Source organism: [Empedobacter] haloabium (assembly GCA_008011715.2).
Lineage (GTDB): Bacteria > Pseudomonadota > Gammaproteobacteria > Burkholderiales > Burkholderiaceae_D > Rugamonas > Rugamonas haloabia.
In genome coordinates, this window is record CP136508.1 from 4401447 (window position 1) to 4419122 (window position 17676).

The 17676-nt window shown below is 66.3% G+C and carries 16 protein-coding genes and 1 tRNA gene; 9 read left to right on the plus strand and 8 right to left on the minus strand.

Annotation, left to right across the window (positions count from 1 at the left end):
• Positions 1-14 precede the first annotated feature (14 nt).
• From E7V67_019205 to E7V67_019235, 7 genes are all read left to right on the plus strand, one after another.
• A complete protein-coding gene (locus E7V67_019205; GenBank protein WUR11815.1) occupies positions 15-428 on the plus strand; it encodes a hypothetical protein in 414 nt (137 codons plus the stop codon).
• 58 nt (positions 429-486) lie between these two features.
• A complete protein-coding gene (locus tag E7V67_019210) occupies positions 487-1566 on the plus strand; it encodes a hypothetical protein (protein ID WUR11816.1) in 1080 nt (359 codons plus the stop codon).
• Positions 1567-1595: 29 nt separating this feature from the next.
• Positions 1596-2594 carry a serine protease gene (locus E7V67_019215; GenBank protein ID WUR11817.1) on the plus strand — a complete coding sequence of 333 codons (999 nt, stop codon included), beginning with the start codon at positions 1596-1598 and terminating at the stop codon, positions 2592-2594.
• 38 nt (positions 2595-2632) lie between these two features.
• A complete protein-coding gene (locus E7V67_019220) occupies positions 2633-3508 on the plus strand; it encodes a trypsin-like peptidase domain-containing protein (protein WUR11818.1) in 876 nt (291 codons plus the stop codon).
• A 227-nt stretch (positions 3509-3735) separates the two neighbouring features.
• On the plus strand, positions 3736-3954 hold the full coding sequence (locus E7V67_019225; GenBank protein WUR11819.1) for a hypothetical protein: 219 nt from the start codon (positions 3736-3738) through the stop codon (positions 3952-3954).
• Positions 3955-3972: 18 nt separating this feature from the next.
• Entirely contained in the window at positions 3973-4434 is a 462-nt protein-coding gene (locus tag E7V67_019230; protein WUR11820.1) for a hypothetical protein, read from the plus strand.
• Between the two features lie 177 nt (positions 4435-4611).
• The gene (locus E7V67_019235; protein WUR11821.1) at positions 4612-5586 is read left to right on the plus strand and encodes an IS1595 family transposase; all 975 of its coding nucleotides are present in this window, start codon (positions 4612-4614) and stop codon (positions 5584-5586) included.
• A 107-nt stretch (positions 5587-5693) separates the two neighbouring features.
• Here E7V67_019235 and E7V67_019240 read toward each other — a convergent pair.
• Positions 5694-5770, minus strand: a tRNA-Pro gene (locus E7V67_019240).
• A gap of 101 nt (positions 5771-5871) precedes the next feature.
• Here E7V67_019240 and E7V67_019245 point away from each other — a divergent pair.
• A complete protein-coding gene (locus tag E7V67_019245) occupies positions 5872-6723 on the plus strand; it encodes a Sir2 family NAD-dependent protein deacetylase (GenBank protein ID WUR11822.1) in 852 nt (283 codons plus the stop codon).
• Here E7V67_019245 and E7V67_019250 read toward each other — a convergent pair.
• Together E7V67_019250 and E7V67_019255 are read right to left on the minus strand one after the other, a co-directional pair.
• The gene (locus tag E7V67_019250) at positions 6714-7421 is read right to left on the minus strand and encodes a fumarylacetoacetate hydrolase family protein (protein ID WUR11823.1); all 708 of its coding nucleotides are present in this window, start codon (positions 7419-7421) and stop codon (positions 6714-6716) included. The genes E7V67_019245 and E7V67_019250 overlap by 10 nt on opposite strands.
• Positions 7422-7441: 20 nt before the next feature.
• Complete coding sequence (locus E7V67_019255) at positions 7442-8053, minus strand: TetR/AcrR family transcriptional regulator (GenBank protein WUR11824.1); 612 nt, start codon at positions 8051-8053, stop codon at positions 7442-7444.
• A 142-nt stretch (positions 8054-8195) separates the two neighbouring features.
• On the opposite strand from E7V67_019255, the gene E7V67_019260 reads away from it, so the two are divergent.
• Positions 8196-8696: a GNAT family N-acetyltransferase gene (locus E7V67_019260; protein ID WUR11825.1), complete on the plus strand. Its 501-nt coding sequence runs from the start codon at positions 8196-8198 to the stop codon at positions 8694-8696.
• Between the two features lie 77 nt (positions 8697-8773).
• On the opposite strand, the gene E7V67_019265 is transcribed toward E7V67_019260, so the two are convergent.
• The 5 genes from E7V67_019265 to E7V67_019285 form a co-directional block, all read right to left on the minus strand.
• Entirely contained in the window at positions 8774-10183 is a 1410-nt protein-coding gene (locus tag E7V67_019265) for an efflux transporter outer membrane subunit (protein ID WUR11826.1), read from the minus strand.
• Position 10184: 1 nt separating this feature from the next.
• Positions 10185-13331 (minus strand): efflux RND transporter permease subunit, encoded by a 3147-nt coding sequence (locus E7V67_019270; protein WUR11827.1) that lies wholly within the window; start codon positions 13329-13331, stop codon positions 10185-10187.
• Between the two features lie 15 nt (positions 13332-13346).
• Positions 13347-14561, minus strand: a complete 1215-nt coding sequence (locus E7V67_019275) for an efflux RND transporter periplasmic adaptor subunit (protein WUR11828.1) — start codon at positions 14559-14561, stop codon at positions 13347-13349.
• A 255-nt stretch (positions 14562-14816) separates the two neighbouring features.
• A complete protein-coding gene (locus E7V67_019280) occupies positions 14817-15575 on the minus strand; it encodes a hypothetical protein (protein ID WUR11829.1) in 759 nt (252 codons plus the stop codon).
• A gap of 131 nt (positions 15576-15706) precedes the next feature.
• Entirely contained in the window at positions 15707-17593 is a 1887-nt protein-coding gene (locus E7V67_019285; GenBank protein ID WUR11830.1) for an MFS transporter, read from the minus strand.
• Between the last annotated feature and the right edge of the window lie 83 nt (positions 17594-17676).

Here is a 17676-nt window from a genome sequence, read left to right on the forward strand (position 1 = left end):
AACAGGGAACGATCATGAAACAGCACATCACGGCAGTCGTCGTGGCCTCCGGCCTGCTCCTGGCAGGCTGCGCCACCGACGAACAAAAGCTGGTCGGCCGGTGGAAGAGCGCCGAGCCGCAGCAGTACTGGACCTTCAATGCGGACCACACCCTGGTGTTTGCCGACGCCAAGCGTGCCAAGCAGCTCAGCAGTAAATTCCTGTCGCCGAAGATGGCGGCGGCGCGTGACGAGGACCTGCGCTTTACGTGGGCTCTGAAGGCCAACCCGGACCCGAACCTGCTCGACATCATCGTCAGCTATCAGGACGAACAGGCCGTGCTCAACACGATCCAGGAATTCTCCGGCGACAAGGCCATGCGCATCGGGGTGCCGGCGCCCGGCACGTTCGAACAAGCTGACACCATCGTCAACTTTACCCGGCCTTGATTGCGGCGGCCCGGGCGCGACCCGCGTGCCGGGCCATTCATCCATAAAGGAGTCCACCGTGAAGATCCGTTATGCCGTAACAATCTGCTCCGCCGCCATGTTGTCCGGCTGCGCGACGGCGCCCAATTTCACCAAGGCACTCGAGGGCCCGGTCGCGGCCGCGAACGCCGCCAAGCTGGTGGTGCAGCAAGCCGACCTCGACATCGACAAGGCACGCGCCATGGGTTTGGTGGGCGACTACAACAAATCCGCTGCGGACCTGGTCTGCAAGCCGCTCGAATCGACCGTCGGCACGCTGCGCTCGCTGAGCGCCTTCGGCGAGGCCGTCGAGCTGGTCAAGGACGTCGCGGAAAAACCTGAGGACGACAGCTATGCGAGCTATCTGCAGCAATTCCGCAAGAACAAGAAGAGTATCGCGGACGCGGCCGGCCGCAACGACATCGATCTCGCTATGGAAAAATCCAGGAAAGAGGACGAGGCGGCCACGAAGGCAATGGAGCGCTGCGCCACACTGTATGCGTCCGACGTGCGCCCGGCCAATCGCCTGGACCCTGCCTATGGCACGCCGGAAAGCTTCAAGTCCTTGGGCGCGCTGAGCAGCCTGGTCAAGGGCATCCTGGCGGCCATCGAAAGCGGCCAGCGCGCGGAAGCGGTGCGGAAGACCGCTGTCGCGCTGATACCCGGGCTGAAATTGGCGCAGCAACAGCTCAGTGCCGCACCCCAGCCGAAACAGCCGCATGTAGCGTACTCCTTCGATAGCGTCGACACCGAGGCACGACTCATGGGCGAGACCCGGCTGGGCGCCACGATCAACCTACGCCGCTGGTTCGTCGCTCGCCAGATCGAACACTCGCTCGCGAAGGCCCGCCAGTGCAAGGGCGAAACCGCCTGCCTGGGCGATCCGCTGATGCGCATCACGCTCGACAACCTGGCCAGCGACATCCACACCTACCGTGAGCTGGCCACGATCGACACAGTGCAAATCCTCAGCGACATGAAAGCCGGTATCGACAAGGCCGAACAAGCCGGCCGCTCGCCAGGCAACTGGGCGCAAGTGCTGGATGCGCTGGTGAATATCTACGACGCCCTGGGCGGCTTGAGTTCCCGATACCACGACTGGCAAGCCAGCCGCCAGTAGTTCTGATGCTTCATGACAGAGAGGCCATCATGGATGAGAACGATACAACCCAGCTGCTGCGTGCCATCCTTACCCACCTGGGCCAGCCGGGAGCGGCCATGGCGCACGGGCCAGGACATGGCGCGGAGCCCGCACAAGCCGCGGCGGAGCTGAAGGCGCGCTTGTCGCCTGAACAATGGACCGCCGCCGGGCGCCTGCTGGACGGTCATGCGCTGGAGCTCGACATGCCCCAGCGCTTGCTCTCGGCGGTGCGCGCGGTGGGCCGGCCGGCGGTGCTGGTGCGCCATGGCGACTTCGAAGTCGGCCCGCCCTGGCAGCATCTGATGGCGCAGCCGCTGCACGATACGCTGACCGAAGCCCTGCTGGCCGTCGGACTGATCGAAATTCCCGGCGACCTGAATTATCCCCTCGCGGGTACCGGCTTTCTCGTCGGCGAGCAGCTGGTGATGACCAACCGCCACGTGGCCGAATTGTTCGCCGAGGCCCTGGGCACACCAGCCATGCGCTTGCGGGACGGCATGGCGCCCGTCATCAACTTCCGCCGTGAAGTCAGCGATCCGCCTGGCGATCCCGGCGCCCCGTTCGCGGTCGCGGCCGTCCATTGGGTTCATCCGCGCTGGGATCTGGCATTGCTGCGGCTGGAGGAACAGCCGCCCGTCACGCCGTTGCGACTGGCCCGCCACCAGGTGGCGGCAGGCGACGAAATTGTCGTGCTGGGCTACCCCGGCGCCGACAACCCCGGCTCCCTGGTGGAGCAGCAGCTCTACCAGAACATCTATGACGTCAAGCGCTTGTTGCCGGGCCAGCTGCACCCGACAGTCCAGATTGCAGGCCTGCCCGGGCCGGTCCTGCGGCACGACAGCTCGACGCTGGGCGGCAGTTCGGGCTCGCCCCTGCTCGAGGTCGAGACCGGCCTCGTGGTCGGGCTGCACTACCGTGGCGGCGACCCGTTCAACTATGCCATCCCCACCAGCGCGCTCGCCGCGGATCCGCTGATGGCGCAATTCAACGAGATGTTCACGGGCTGACCGCGCCCGCACGAACGAAGCAGACGAAAGGAACGCACATGCCAACTTACTCATGCGGACAAGAATCGGGCGCGCCAACCGCCGCGCCCAGCCTACTCGAACACGCCATCATCTCGGTATGCGAACCAGGGCCCTTCGCGGAACGGTCCATCGCCGGGATGGAGCGCGCAGGTCCCGACCTGGCCGGCGCAAGGCACATCTCTTCCCGCCTCGACGCCACCGCGCATGCCGGCGCCACGATCATGGACGTTTGCGGCGCCGACGACCGCGTGCCCGTTCCCGACGCCACCAAGTATCCGTTCTCGGCGATCTGTTTCCTGGAGATGACGTTCTGGGATGGCACGGCCGAACAATCGTACATCGGCACCGGCTTCCTGTTCAGCGGCACGGCCGTGTACACCGCCGGGCACTGCATCCATGACAAGACGTTCGGGCTGGCGCGGCGCATCCGCGTCTACCCGGGCCGCAACGGCGCGGCAATGCCATTCGGGGTATTGACGTCCTCGTCGTTCTACGTGCCGCCGGAATGGGTGGCCAGCCATACGCCGGATTTCGACTATGGCGCCATCCTGCTGCCCAGCCCTGGCTTCTCGCATACCAAGTTCTTCGGCATGGAGTCACGGCCGGCCAACTACCTGGCCAACGAGCCGGTACGGACGGCGGGCTATCCGGGCGATATGCCATACGCCACGCCATACATGGTGGAAGGCACGGTCGCCAGCGTGACCGCGAACCGGTTCGCCTACATGATCGACACCATGGGCGGACAGAGCGGCAGTCCGGTGTTCACCAAGAATATGTATGGCTTCGGCAACCATTTCACGCTTGGCATCCATTGCTACGGTGGCTGTCCGAACAGTGCCACCCGGGTCATTCCCCAAGTGCTGGAACGGCTGCCGACCAAGGCTGCCTAGCACGCCGGGCCCGTGCCGTTGACCGCCGCAGCAGCCAGCCCGCATGCCCGGCTACGACAGCCGCTCCATCAGGGCGCCAAAGCGATCGACCTGGCTGACGATGCGCGGACTGGGGGAGCTGTTGGCGGCGGCGCGGTATTGCTCTTCCACAAGGGCCGCCAACGCGATCCTACGTAGAAAATGTGTATAGTATACGGGTTTCTTACACATCCTTCGGAGGCTAGATCATGGCGACCAAAACCAAAGTGCGCCTCAATGCCGACCTGTCGCCGGACGTTGCGGCGGCACTCAAGGAACTGGCCAGGGCCCAGAACGTCTCGTTGACGGAAGCGTTGAGTCGCGCCATCAGCACGGAATCCACCCTCGTGCGCCGTCGCGCGGCAGGTGGAAAAGTGGTAATCGATGATGGAAGTGGTAAATTATCTGAAGTGATTTTTGCTCGATAAGTAAGCTTGGGGGGGAACATGACTCAAGATGTCAAAGACGACGCAGCGCCCGTTCCCCCTGCCGATACAGCTGTCACTACCGAGCAGGAAGCGCCTGCGGCCGCTGGCAGCCGGACCGCGGCAGCCGGGCAGGCCGCTGCTGACAACGAGCTCGACGATGGCGAAATCGAAGAAGTGCTGGACGCCACCGTCGGTGTCGGCACGGCGGCGCCGGCGCTGCGCCAGCCCGAGGTAAAAGGCGACTACGACCCGGGAAGATATCAGGACGCGACGCGATCGTACATTGCCTACTGGCTGCTCGGATTGCTGACGATTCTCGTCATCGGCGGGTTTTCCCTGCTGTTTGTCGTACCCGGCGGTGCCACATTCGATAACCTGAAGAGCATCCTGGAACTGGTATTCGGTCCCATCATCGCCCTCGTTTCCGCCGCCACCGGCTTCTACTTCGGCGCGCAGCAGCCGGGTCCCGAGAAGAAATAAGATCAGCGCACGCGACGGAAATCACGGCCCGGCATGCCGGCAACCGGTCCGCTTCCGGCGGTGCCGGTCGACGCAGCCAGAAAAACAAGGCGCTGTTCGCGTTAAGTAGCGGAACTTCCGTCCCGCCGGCCTGTCTGATCTCCTGTTGAGATATCTCATGCGGATCGGAGGCCGGCAATGGGGACGACGGATTTCCAGGCGGTATTGCAGGCGCTGCGCCAGCGCCAGCTGACGTTTGACGAGGTGGCCGCATTACAAGCCCTGCTGGCAACAGCGATGCAGGGCGATCAGTGCTTCTCATTGATCGAGGCCGCCGCCGGCAGGCCTTCCTGTCCCCGTTGCACGTGTCGTCGTTGCCACCGCAGCGGCGCGGCCAACGGCCTCCAACGCTATCGCTGCACCGCGTGCGGACGCACATTCAACGCCCTGACCGGCACGCCGCTGGCACGGCTCCGGTTGCGCGACAGATGGCTCGGCTACTTGACCTGCCTTCTGGAATCGACCACGGTGCGTGCCGCGGCCAAGCGCGTCGAGGTCGCGCCATCGACCAGTTTCCGATGGCGCCACCGTTTCATTGCCGGGGTGCGGCGGGAACGTCGTCCGAAACTGTCCAATATCGTCGAGGCGGACGAGACCTATCTACTCGAATCGCAGAAGGGCTCGCGCCACCTGACCCGGCCGGCCCGCAAGCGCGGCGGCAAGGCGCACCGGCGCGGTTTGAGCAAAGAGTTCGATTGCATTCTCGTCGCGCGTGACCGCAGCCGTGTCACGCATGACTTCGTCACCGGGCACGGGCCGGTCAGTGCTGCGCAGTTGCGGGCGCATCTGCTGCCGGTGCTGGCACCGGACATCTTGTTGATCAGCGACGCGGCGAAGGCTTATCAGGCGTTTGCACGCGAGGCGGGCCTCACGCACGAGGTCGTCAACGTGCGTGCCGGCATCAGGGCGCGCGGTGCCATCCATATCCAGAACGTGAACGGCTGGCACAGCCGCTTCAAGGGCTGGCTGCACCGCTTCCACGGCGTTGCCAGCCGCTACCTGGCCAACTACACCGGTTGGTGCCGGGTACTCGATGCCGCCTCGCCAGCGACCCCGTCGGACTGGCTGCGCATTGGCGTGGCGCCGGGCAAGTACAGTCCAGGCTGCCAGTGACGCCAATGTGCTGAAAAAGTTCCGTGACGAGGAGCAACCACCAGCTAACGCGAACAGCGCCAAAAACAAAAAGGCCAATCCGAGGATTGGCCTTTTCGTCGATTCTATGGTCGGGGCGAGAGGATTCGAACCTCCGACCCCCTGCACCCCATGCAGGTACGCTACCAGGCTGCGCTACGCCCCGACGAGTTGCGGATTATAGCAGAGGGGTTTGAGTTTTTGCTATGGTCTTTTGCACGACGGCAGGCACTGCCGCGAGCTGCGAGGCAGCGCTAGAATCGCGGCATGACGACCGACAACCCTCTGGACCCCGCCCTGCTCGACCGCGCCGCAGAACTGCTTGCCCAGGCCGACGGCCTGGTCGTCGCGGCCGGTGCCGGCATGGGTGTCGATTCCGGCCTGCCCGACTTTCGCGGCGATGCCGGGTTCTGGCGTGCCTACCCCGCCCTGGGCCGCGCGCGCATGAGCTTTACCAGCGTGGCCTCGCCCGCGACGTTCGAACGCGACCCGGCCCTGGCCTGGGGCTTCTACGGTCACCGGCTGGCGCTGTACCGTGCCACGGTGCCGCATGCGGGCTTCGCCCTGCTGCGGGCGTGGAGCGAGCGGATGGCGCATGGCTGCCACGTCTTCACCAGCAATGTCGACGGCCAGTTTCAGACAGCGGGCTTCGACGAGCAGCGCGTCCACGAATGTCACGGCTCGATCCATCACCTGCAATGCCTGGGGCCGTGCACGCAGGCCATCTGGCCGGCCGACGATTTCGTGCCGGACGTCGATACCGATGCCTGCCGGCTGCGCAACGCGGCGCCGACCTGCCCGCATTGCGGCGGCCTGGCGCGCCCGAACATCCTGATGTTCGGCGATTGGGGCTGGGTCGAGGAGCGCAGCGCGCGCCAGGCGGCGCGACTGCAGGCCTGGCTGGCGCGGGTGCGGCGGCCGCTCGTGATCGAGCTCGGCGCCGGGACGGCCGTGCCATCGGTGCGCTATTTCAGCCAGCAGGTCGTACAGGCCGGCGGACGGCTGGTGCGGCTCAATCCGCGCGAATGGCAGGTGGCAGGAGCACGCGACGTGGGGCTGGCGGCAGGCGCCCTGGCGGGACTGCGGGCGCTTGCCACCCGCATGGAAGATCAGACGTAGCGCACCGCCAGCTCCGTCAAGCCGTCCACGTGCCCCTGCAGCAGCTGGCCGCGCTGCACGGCGCCCACGCCTTCGGGCGTTCCCGTGAAAATCAGGTCGCCCGGCTGCAGCGTGAACAGGGTGGACAGGTTGGCGATCGTCTCGGCGATCGACCAGATCATGTCGTCGATGCGGCCTTCCTGCTTCGTCACGCCATCCACTCGCAGCTGGATCGCCGCCTGGCCGATGCCGGCAACCTGGGCGGCCGGATGCAGCACGCCGACCGGCGCCGAATGGTCGAAGGCCTTGCCGATCTCCCAGGGCCGGCCGGCGTCCTTCATCTGCCCCTGCAGGTCGCGCCGGGTCATGTCGAAGCCGACCGCGTAGCCATAGATGTGGCCCGGCGCGTCCGCGACGGCGATATTGGCACCGCCCTTGCCGATGGCGACCACCAGCTCGCACTCGTGATGAAAATTGCTGGTGCGCGACGGGAACGGCAGCTCGGCCGTGGTGCCGGCCGCCACCGCGACGACGCCGTCGGCGTCGCCCGGTTTGCTGAAGAAGAACGGCGGCTCGCGGTTCGGGTCGGAACCCATCTCGCGTGCATGCCCGGCGTAGTTGCGGCCGACGCAGTAGACGCGGCGGACGGGGAAACGCTCGTCGGTGCCGGCGACGAACAGCGCGGCGGGCAGGTAGGGCGGGAAGACGTATCGGGTCATGATGCTCCGGCAGGTGGTGGTCAGGTAAACAGCAACGCGCGCATGGCCACGTGGATCGAGGCGATCAGCGCGTCGTTGTCGATATGCGGGTTGTGCTGCGCACGCGCGCTCAAGCCCTGGAACACCGTGATGATAGCGTCCATCCGGCCATCGAGCAGGGCATCGTCCGCCGCCAGGCCATGGCGCTCGCGGCCGGCCTTGAGCAGCGGGCGGAAGATGGCGCGGGTGCGCCGGTCGGCATCGTGCACGACGGCGGCAATGGTGGGATTGCGCGACGCCTCCGCCGTGATCTCCAGCGGCAGCTTCCAGACCTCGCGATCCAGGTGCTCCAGCACGCTTTTCGGCACGTCGTCCAGCAGCGCCTGCAGCACGTCGCCGCGCGATTCCAGGTCGCGCAGCAGCGCCGACACGCGCTCGACGTTTTCCTCGACGAAGGCCGCGATGATGGCGTCCTTGCCGTCGAAGTAGTTGTAAATGTGGCCGGCACTCATGCCCGCGGCCTTGGAGATCTCCGCCATGCTGGCCCCGTGGAAGCCGCTGCGGCCGAAGCATGCGGCGGCGGCGTCCAGCACCTGGCGGCGCCGGCTGCGGGCACGCTCGGGGTCGGAATGGCGCTTTTCTGAAGTGGTCATACTGTGTGGTCCCGATTCTCTCGGCCGTAACTGTGGGCACGCTGTCCCGGTTTGTCAAACGGACGGCACCCGCCTGTCCGGCTGATGCTATTATTTCTACCGCAGTCCCGCTTTCGCCAACGTCGTCTTTTCAGGAAAGTACATGGCTACCCGGACCTCCCCTTCCCGTACCATCGAAATGCGGCCGGTGGAACACGCCGACCAGCGGTTCTTGGAACAGCTGTACGCCAGCACGCGCAGTACGGACCAGCGCATGGACGGGTGCGACGCCCGCACCGAGGCCTTGCTGGTGGCACTGCAGTTCCGGGCACGCCAGGCGCAGCTGCGCGCCGTGTACCCGTATGGCGACATCGCCGTCATCTTCGAGCGCGACCGCCCCATCGGCAGCCTGTACGTCAATTACGGCGCCGACGAGATCCGCATCCTCGACATCAGCCTGCTGCCCGAATACCGCAACCGCGGCATCGGCCAGGGCCTGCTGCGCAGCCTGCAGGCCCAGGGCGTGCGGATGCGCGTGCCGGTCCGCCTCGACCTGCTGCTGAGCAGCCCGGCCTACCGGCTGTTCCAGCGCTGCGGCTTCGTGCTGCGCGGCGCCAACGGGCTGCACAACAGCCTGGAGTGGTCGCCACCGCTGCTGACTTGAGAGACCCCTGGTGTCAGGCACCTATCTTGGGGCCGGAAGGCCCCAAGATAGGTGCCTGACACCGGTGTTTGCAGCGTCTACTGCCACCCGCCCCCAAGCACCTTGTACAAGGTGACCTGGTTGGTCGCCTTGGCCAGCCGCGCCGTGATCAGGCCCTGCTGCGCCGCGTACAGGTTGCGCTGCGACGTCAGCGAGGTCTGGTACGAATCGGCCCCCTTCTGGTAACGCGCCTCGTAGATCCGGTAGCTCTTGGCCGACGCCTCGGCCAGCGCCGCCTGCGAGGCCACGCGCTCGTCGAGGGTGCCGCGCTGGGCCAGTGCGTCCGCCACTTCGCGGAACGCCGACTGGATCGCCTTGTCGTACTGCGCCAGTGCGATGTCGCGCTCGGCCTTGGCGATGTCCAGGTTGGCCTGGTTGGCGCCGGCAGTAAAGATCGGCAAGGTCACCTGCGGAACGAAGCTCCACGCGCCCGAACCGGCCTTGAACAGGCCGGACAGCGCGGTGCTGGCGCTGCCCGCCGTCGCCGTCAGCGAAATACGTGGGAAGAACGCGGCGCGGGCGGCGCCGATATTGGCGTTCGCGGCCTGCAGCGTGCGCTCGGCGGACAGCACGTCCGGCCGGCGCTGCAGCACGTCCGACGGCACGCCGGCCGGCAGGTCGGCCAGTTGCGTCGCGGCCGTCAGCGCGCCTTGCGGCAGCAGCTCGGGCGGCACCGGCGCACCGGCCAGCAGCGCCAGCGCGTTGCGGTCGGCGGCCACCTGCGCCGTGTAGATGGCCATGTCGTTGCGGGCCGACTCCACGCTCTGCTGCGCCTCGTACATGTCCAGGCCCGAGGTGGCGCCGGCCGCGAAGCGCCGGCGGCTCAGCTCATGACTGATCTGCTGGTTCTTCAGCGTGTCCTGCGCCAGGCGCAGGCGCTCCTGGTCCGCCGCCAGCGTCAGCCAGGCGTTGGCCACTTCGGCCACGAGGCTGATCTGCTGCGCGCGGCGCGCTTCCTGGGTGCCCAGGTACTGCTGCAGCCCCGCCTCGGACAGGTTCTTCACGCGCCCGAACAGGTCCAGCTCGAACGCCGAGATGCCCAGGTTGGCGCTGTACTGCCGGGTGATATAGCCATCGCCGTTCGGACTCAGGTTGTCCGGCACGCGCTGCGCCGTCTGCCCCACCGCCGCGCTCACCTGCGGCAGCCGGGCCGCGCTCGTCACGCCGTACTGGGCGCGGGCGCGCTCGATGTTCAGCACCGAGACGCGCAGGTCGCGGTTGTTGTCCAGCGCCAGCTGCACCAGCTGGCGCAGCTTGTCGTCGCTGATGAATTCGCGCCAGCCGATGTCCGGCGCGGCGCGCGTTTCGCCCGGCCGCGCGGCCGGCTGGTAGGCGTCGCCCTGCGGCCACGCCGGCGTCACGGCGAGCTGCGGGCGCTCGTAGACAGGCGCCAGGCTGCAGCCGGCCAGCAATGCGGCAACGGCCGCCGTAATCAATGACTTGTTCATATCAGTGTGCTTCCTTCACGATTGCATCCGCGCCCGGCGCCGGCTTGGCGCGGCTGGCGAACCAGCTGCGCACCAGCACGAAGAACACGGGCACGAAGAAGATGCCGAGGAACGTCGCCGTCAGCATCCCGCCCAGCACGCCCACGCCGATGGCGTTCTGGCTGCCGGAACCGGCGCCGCTCGCCACGGCCAGCGGCAGCACGCCCAGGCCGAACGCGATCGACGTCATCAGGATCGGACGCAGGCGCAGCTTGACCGCCTCCAGCGTCGCCTCGCGCAGGTCGCGGCCCGCGTCCTGCAGGTCCTTGGCGAATTCGACGATCAGGATCGCGTTCTTCGCCGACAGGCCGACCACCGTCAACAGGCCCACCTGGAAGTAGACGTCGTTCGACAGGTGCAGGCCCCAGGTGGCCAGCACGGTACCGATGACGCCCAGCGGCACCACCAGCAGCACGGAGAACGGCACCGACCAGCTTTCATACAGCGCGGCCAGGCACAGGAACACGATCAGGATCGAAATCGCGTACAGCGACGTGGTCTGCGAGCCCGATTCGCGCTCCTCCACCGACAGGCCGGTCCACTCATAGCCGATCCCCGGCGGCAGCTGGGCCAGCATCTTCTCCACTTCGGCCATCGCCACGCCGGACGACACCCCCGGCGCCGGGCTGCCTTGCACGTTGACGGACGAGAGGCCGTTGTAGCGCTCCAGGCGCGGCGACGCATAGCTCCACTCGCCATGGGCGAAGGCGGAGAACGGCACCATGTCGCCCGAGGCGTTGCGCACGAACCACTTGTTCAGGTCTTCCGGCACCATGCGCGCATCGGCCTGGCCCTGCATGAACACCTTCTTCACGCGGCCGCGGTCGATGAAGTCGTTGACGTAGGCCGAGCCCCAGCCCACCGACAGCACCTTGTTCACGTCCGCCACGCTCAGGCCGAGGGCCGTGGCCTTCTGCTGGTCGACGGTGATCTTGTACTGCGGCGTATCTTCCTGGCCGTTCGGACGCACGCCCACCAGCGCCTTGTTCTGCGACGCCATGCCGAGCAGCTGGTTACGCGCCGCCATCAGCGCCTCGTGGCCCACGCCGCCCTGGTCCTGCAGCTGCAGGTCGAAGCCGGACGCGTTACCCAGTTCCAGCACGGCCGGCGGCGCGAATGCGAACACCATGGCGTCGCGCAGCTGCGAGAACGCGCCCATGGCACGGCCGACGATCGCGTCGACGCGGTTTTCCGCGCCATGGCGCTCGGACCAGTCCTTCAGCTTGACGAAGGCGATACCCGTGTTCTGGCCGTTGCCGCCGAACGAGAAGCCAGCCACCGCGAACATCGAGGCCACGTTGCCCTTCTCGTTCTGCAGGAAGTGCTGCTCGACCTTCTCGATGGTCTTCAGCGTGCGCTCCTGCGTGGCGCCGGTCGGCAACTGGATCTGCGAGAACAGCACACCCTGGTCTTCCTGCGGCAGGAAGGAGGTCGGCAGGCGCATGAACACCAGCGCCAGCACGGCCAGCAGTACGGCGTAGACGACCATCGAACGGCCGCTGCGGCGGATCATGTTGCCGACCCAGCCCTGGTATTTGTTGGTACCCGCTTCGAAGTTGCGGTTGAACCAGCCGAAGAAACCGCGGTTGGACAGATGATGGCCTTTCTCGACCGGCTTCAGGAACGTGGCGCACAGCGCCGGCGTGAAGATCATCGCCACCAGCACGGACAGCACCATGGCCGAGACGATCGTGATCGAGAACTGGCGGTAGATCACGCCGGTGGAGCCGCCGAAGAAGGCCATCGGCACGAACACGGCGGACAGCACCAGCGCGATGCCGACCAGGGCGCCGGAGATCTGGCCCATCGATTTCTTCGTCGCTTCCTTCGGCGACAGGCCCTCCTCCGTCATCACGCGCTCGACGTTTTCCACCACGACGATCGCATCGTCGACCAGCAGGCCGATCGCCAGCACCATCGCGAACATCGTCAGCGTGTTGATGGAATAACCCAGCGCGGACAGGATCGCGAAGGTACCCAGCAGCACGACCGGCACGGCCATCGTCGGAATCAAGGTAGCGCGGAAGTTCTGCAGGAACAGGTACATGACGAGGAACACCAGCACGATGGCCTCGGCCAGCGTCTTGACCACTTCCTCGATGGAGAGCTTGACGAACGGCGTCGTGTCGAACGCCACGACCGCCTTCATCCCTTGCGGGAACAGCTTGCTCATCTCGTCGATGCGCTGCTTGACCGCTTCGGCGGTGTCGAGCGCGTTGGCGCCGGTGGCCAGCTTGATGGCGATACCGGCGGCGGGCTTGCCGTTGAAGCGGGCTACCGTGTTGTAGTTCTCGCGGCCCAGTTCCATCTTGGCCACGTCGCGCAAATGCACGGTGGCGCCGTTCTCCATCGTCTTCAGCAGGATCGCGCCGAACTGCTCGGCGGTCTGCAGGCGGCTTTGCGCCGTCACGGTGGCGTTCAGCTGCTGGCCGGGAATGGCGGGGGCGCCGCCCAGCTCACCGGCGGACACCTCGGCGTTCTGCGCCTGCACGGCCGCGGTCACGTCCGCCGGCGTCAACTGGAAACTCTGCAGCTTGGTCGGGTCGAGCCAGATGCGCATCGCGTACTGGGAACCGAACAGCGTGACGTCGCCCACGCCCTGCACGCGCGACAGCGGATCGACCACGTTGGCCGCCACGTAGTCGCCCAGGTCGGCGTTGTTCATCTTGCCGTCTTCCGACACGAAGCCCAGCACCATCAGGAAGTTCTTGGTGGCTTTCGAGACCACCAGGCCCTGTTGCGTGACGGCGGTGGGCAGCAGCGGCGTGGCCAGCTGCAGCTTGTTCTGCACCTGCACCTGGGCGATGTCCGGGTTGGTGCCGCTCTTGAAGGTCAGCGTGATGCTGATGCCGCCGGTGGAGTCGGACGACGACGCCATGTAGCGCAGGCCGTCGATGCCCTTCATCTTCTGCTCGATGACCTGGGTTACCGCGTCCTCGACGGTCTTGGCCGAGGCACCCGGATACGAGCCGCTGATCGAGATCGACGGCGGTGCGATGCTGGGGTACTGCGCGATCGGCAGTCCCATGATCGCGAGTACCCCCGCGAGCATGATGACGATCGCGACCACCCATGCGAAGATGGGCCGGTCAATGAAAAATCTTGCCATGAGTTGTGCTCCTGCTTAGTGTGCCGCTTGGGCCGCTGGGGCCGCGGGCTTGGCGGAAGCGGTGGTGGCCGTCGCCGGCGCCACCGTCGCCGGGGCGCCCGGCTTGACCTTCTGCACGCCCTCGATGATCACGCGATCGCCCGCGGCGAGACCCGCCGTGACGAGCCACTTGTCGCCCAGCGTGCCGGCGGTTTGCAGCACGCGCTGCTCGACCAGGCCCTGGCCGTTCAGCACCAGCGCCGTCGCCTCGCCTTTCGGATTGCGCGTCACGCCCTGCTGCGGCACGGCGATGGCTTTTTCGTCGATGCCGTTTTCCACCACGGCGCGCACGAACATGCCCGGCAGCAGGTCCTGCTTCGGGTTCGGGAACAGTGCACGCAAGGTCACGTTGCCGGTGGCCGGATCGACGCTGGCGTCGGCGAACTGCAGCTTGCCTGGCTGGGCGTAGGTGCTGCCGTCGGCCAGTTTCAAGGTCACCCTGGCCTGCTCGCCGGCCTTCTTCACGCCGCCGGACTCCAGCTGGCGCTTCAGGCGCATCAGCTCTTCGCTCGACTGCGTCACGTCCACGTAGATCGGATCAAGTTGCTGCACGGTCGTCATGGCCGAGGCCTGGCCGGCCGTCACCAGCGCGCCCGGCGTCACGGCGGAGCGGCCGATGCGGCCCGAGATCGGGGCCGACACCTTGGTGTATTCCAGGTTGATGCGGGCCGTCTCCAGCGCGGCCTGGGCCGATTCCACGTCCGCCTTCGCCTGCGCGTTGGCGGCCACCGCGTCCTCGTAATCCTGGCGGCTGACGCCTTCGATCTCGACCAGTTCCTTGTAGCGCGCCACTTTCGGGCCGGAGGTCAGGAGGTTGGCTTTCGCGCGCGCCAGCGTGGCCTTGGCCTGGTTGTAGGTGGCCTGGTAGGTGGCCGGGTCGATCTGGTACAGCGGCGTGCCGGCCTTGACGTCGGCGCCTTCCGTAAACAGGCGCTTCTGCACGATGCCGCCCACTTGTGGACGCACCTCGGCCACCTGGTAAGCGGACGTGCGGCCCGGCAGCTCCGTCACGACGGGCAGCGCCTGCGGCGTCACCGTATAGACGCCGACCTGCGGTGGCGGCATCTTGCCGCCGGCACCGGGCCCGGCCGCCTGCTTGTTTGAGTCGCAGCCGGCGGTCAGCGCCGCCGCGCATGCGAGGAAAAGGATGCCGGCCGACCGCAGCGGCGGGCTGTAGAGCGTGTTCTTCATACGGTCACTTTCGTTCGAGAAGGGTCGTGCAGGTAGAATGAACGATCATTCTAATACAAATCAGAAACTTCTGCAGCTAGTGACCGTGCGGTCATTAAGATGGCCCGATGGAAATATTGCTGAGCTAGAAGCGTGCGGAGCACAAACAAGACCCGACGGTGACAGGCACCTGTTACCGGGCGTTCGATGGCGCATCGGATAACAAAAAGCCTCCCGGGCCAGGGGCGCGGGAGGCTCGATTGTCCGGACGGGAAATCAGCTCGTCGTCACGGGTACGAAGGACGTCGTCACACTCTGCAGGTAGACGCTGGACAGGTCGTTATAGGCCGAGTCAATGCCCAGGTAGACCCAGATCTTGCCCTCGGCGTCCGCCTTGACGGTCGGGCCGGCGACGTTGCGGTACAGTTTCGGCGTGTATTGCTGCGGCAGGCTGCAGCCGCGGCCGTTGCCGATGTCGCCCAGCACCACGGACGTCGCGCCGGCCGTGCCGTTGTTGCCCTTGTCCAGGCTGAACTTGACGTTGCTCCCCTCGGTCACGGCTTTGGGTTCGGCCGGCGCGGCACCGGCCACGGCCCAGACGGATTCACCCGGCGTGGCACCGGCGCCCAGGCAACCCGTCGGTGCGATGGTGAGCAGGTTGACGGTGAACGTCACCGTATAGCTGGTGTTGGCGGTAAAGCCCGTCAGCTGCTTCTTCAGGTAGACGAAGGTATCGCTGCTGTTGTTGCGGGCGCTGACGTACAGCGCCTTGCTGCCGGCCGGATAGCCGAGGCCCAGCTGGTCGGTGACGCGTTGCTCCACCACCACGCCGCTCGGCGCGGTGGCCGTCGTGTAGTCGCTCGATTCCGGCGTCCAGCCGTCGGTATCGCGCGTGAAGTCGGTGGTGAACTGGCGCGCGTAGGCAGTAGGGGTCGCACCTGTCGGCGTGCCGGCAGGATCGTCGTCGTCGCCGCCGCAGGCGGCCAGCAGGGCGAGGATGGCGGCGGAGAGTGCGGATTTCCAGTATCGGTTCATCGTGGCTCGTCTTTCATGTCGTGGCGCGGCGCGCGCGATGGCAAAACGCCATGCTAGCGAATTGCGGATCGCCCGGGCACCTGGTTGTGATCATTTTGTTGAGAATTTGCTATGCGCCGATATTGTAACCGTCACTTCCAGCTGCCGCGTAGCGCCGCGACTTCCCGTTGCAGCAGCTCCGGCGTCACGTGGGCCGGCGCCACCGGCGTGCCGACCGCCAGCGCGAGGCGGGAACGCAGGCCCTTGCGGAAGGCGCGCTCCAGCAGGTTGTCGTTGCTGCGGCTGAGCAGGTGGCCCCACAGGCCGCGCAGCGCCATCGGGATCACCGGCACGTGCGAGCGTTCGACGATCTTGGCGATGCCGCCCTTGAATTCGTTGATTTCGCCTGTCGTCGTGAGCCGCCCTTCCGGGAAGATGCACACCAGCTCCCCCTCGTGCAGCGCCTGGGCGATGTCGACGTAGGCCTTCTCCAGCAGCCACGGGTCTTCCTTGGCCGGCGCGATGGGAATCGCCTTGGCGGTGCGGAAAATCCAGCCCAAGAGCGGCGTCCTGAAGATGCGGTGGTCCATCACGAAGCGGATCGGGCGCGGGCTGGCCGCCATGATGACGACGGCGTCCACGTAGCTGACGTGGTTGCACACCAGGATTGCGGCGCCCTGCTCCGGGATGCGCCCTTTCTCGATGACCTTCACCTTGTGCACCGTGTGGATCAGCAGCCAGGCCAGGAAGCGCATCAGGAACTCCGGCACCAGCGAGAAGATGTACATGGCCACCACTGCGTTCAGCACGGCGGTCGCGAGGAACAGCTCCGGAATCGTCAGGCCCTGGCCCAGCAGCACGATCGCCACGCCGGCCGCGGCGACCATGAACAGCGCGTTCAGGATGTTCATGCCGGCGATCGTGCGCGACAGGTGGCGCGGATCGCAGCGCAGCTGGATCAGCGCGAACAGGGGCACGATGAAGAAGCCGCCGAAGATGCCGATCATGACGACGTCGAACACGATGCGCCAGCTGCCCTGCTGCGCCAGCATGCCGAACGCGTCGACCGTGGCCGTGTTCGTATACCCCTGGCTGGCGAAATACAGGTCGATGCCGAACAGCGACAGGCCGATCGAGCCGAACGGCACCAGCCCGATCTCCACCTTGTGGCCGGACAGCCGTTCGCACAGCAGCGAGCCGACGCCGATCCCCAGCGAGAACACCGTCAGCAGCAGGACGAACACGCTGTGGTCGCCGTGCAGGTAGGTCATCGCGTAGACCGGGAACTGGGCCAGCACCATGGCGCCGTAGAACCAGAACCAGGAATTGCCCAGCATGGACAGGAACACGGTGCGGTTGCCGGCCGAGTGACGCAGGTTGCGCACCGTCTCGGCCAGCGGATTCCAGGCGATCTTCAGGTCCGGCGCGGGTGCGGGCGTGACGGGAATGCGGTAGCTGGCCAGCAGGCCCAGCACGGCGAAGCCCACCGTGGCGGCGGCCACGAATGCGATGCCCAGGCCCTGGTGCATCACGATCACGTCGCCGAACACCTGGCCCAGCAGGATGCCGACGAAGGTGCCCATTTCGACGACGCCATTGCCACCGGTGAGCTCTTCCGGCCGCAGCTGCTGCGGCAGATAGGCATACTTGACGGGACCGAACAGCGTGGAGTGCGTACCCATCGCGAAGATGGCGAAGATCAGCAGCCACAGGGTATGCGTCATCCAGCCCACGGCCGCGAGGCCCATGATGGCGATCTCCAGCCACTTGACGAACCTGACCAGCGCCGATTTCTCGAACTTCTCCGCGACCTGGCCGGCCGTCGCCGAGAACAGCACGTACGGCAGGATGAACAGGCCGGGAATCAGGTTCGTCACCAGCGATGGCGACAAGGTCGTCCAGCTGGCCGCGTCGAAGGTCAGCACGACGATCAGCGCCGTCTTGAACAGGTTGTCGTTGAAGGCGCCCAGGAACTGGGTCCAGAAGAAGGGTGCGAAACGGCGCTGCGTCAACAGCGAAAACTGGCTCGCCTGGCTCATGTGAGTACGGTCAAGGTTGAGGGAAACGACAACATACAGGACAACCGGCGCACGAACAATGCTGTAGCGCACGGTATCGCTTT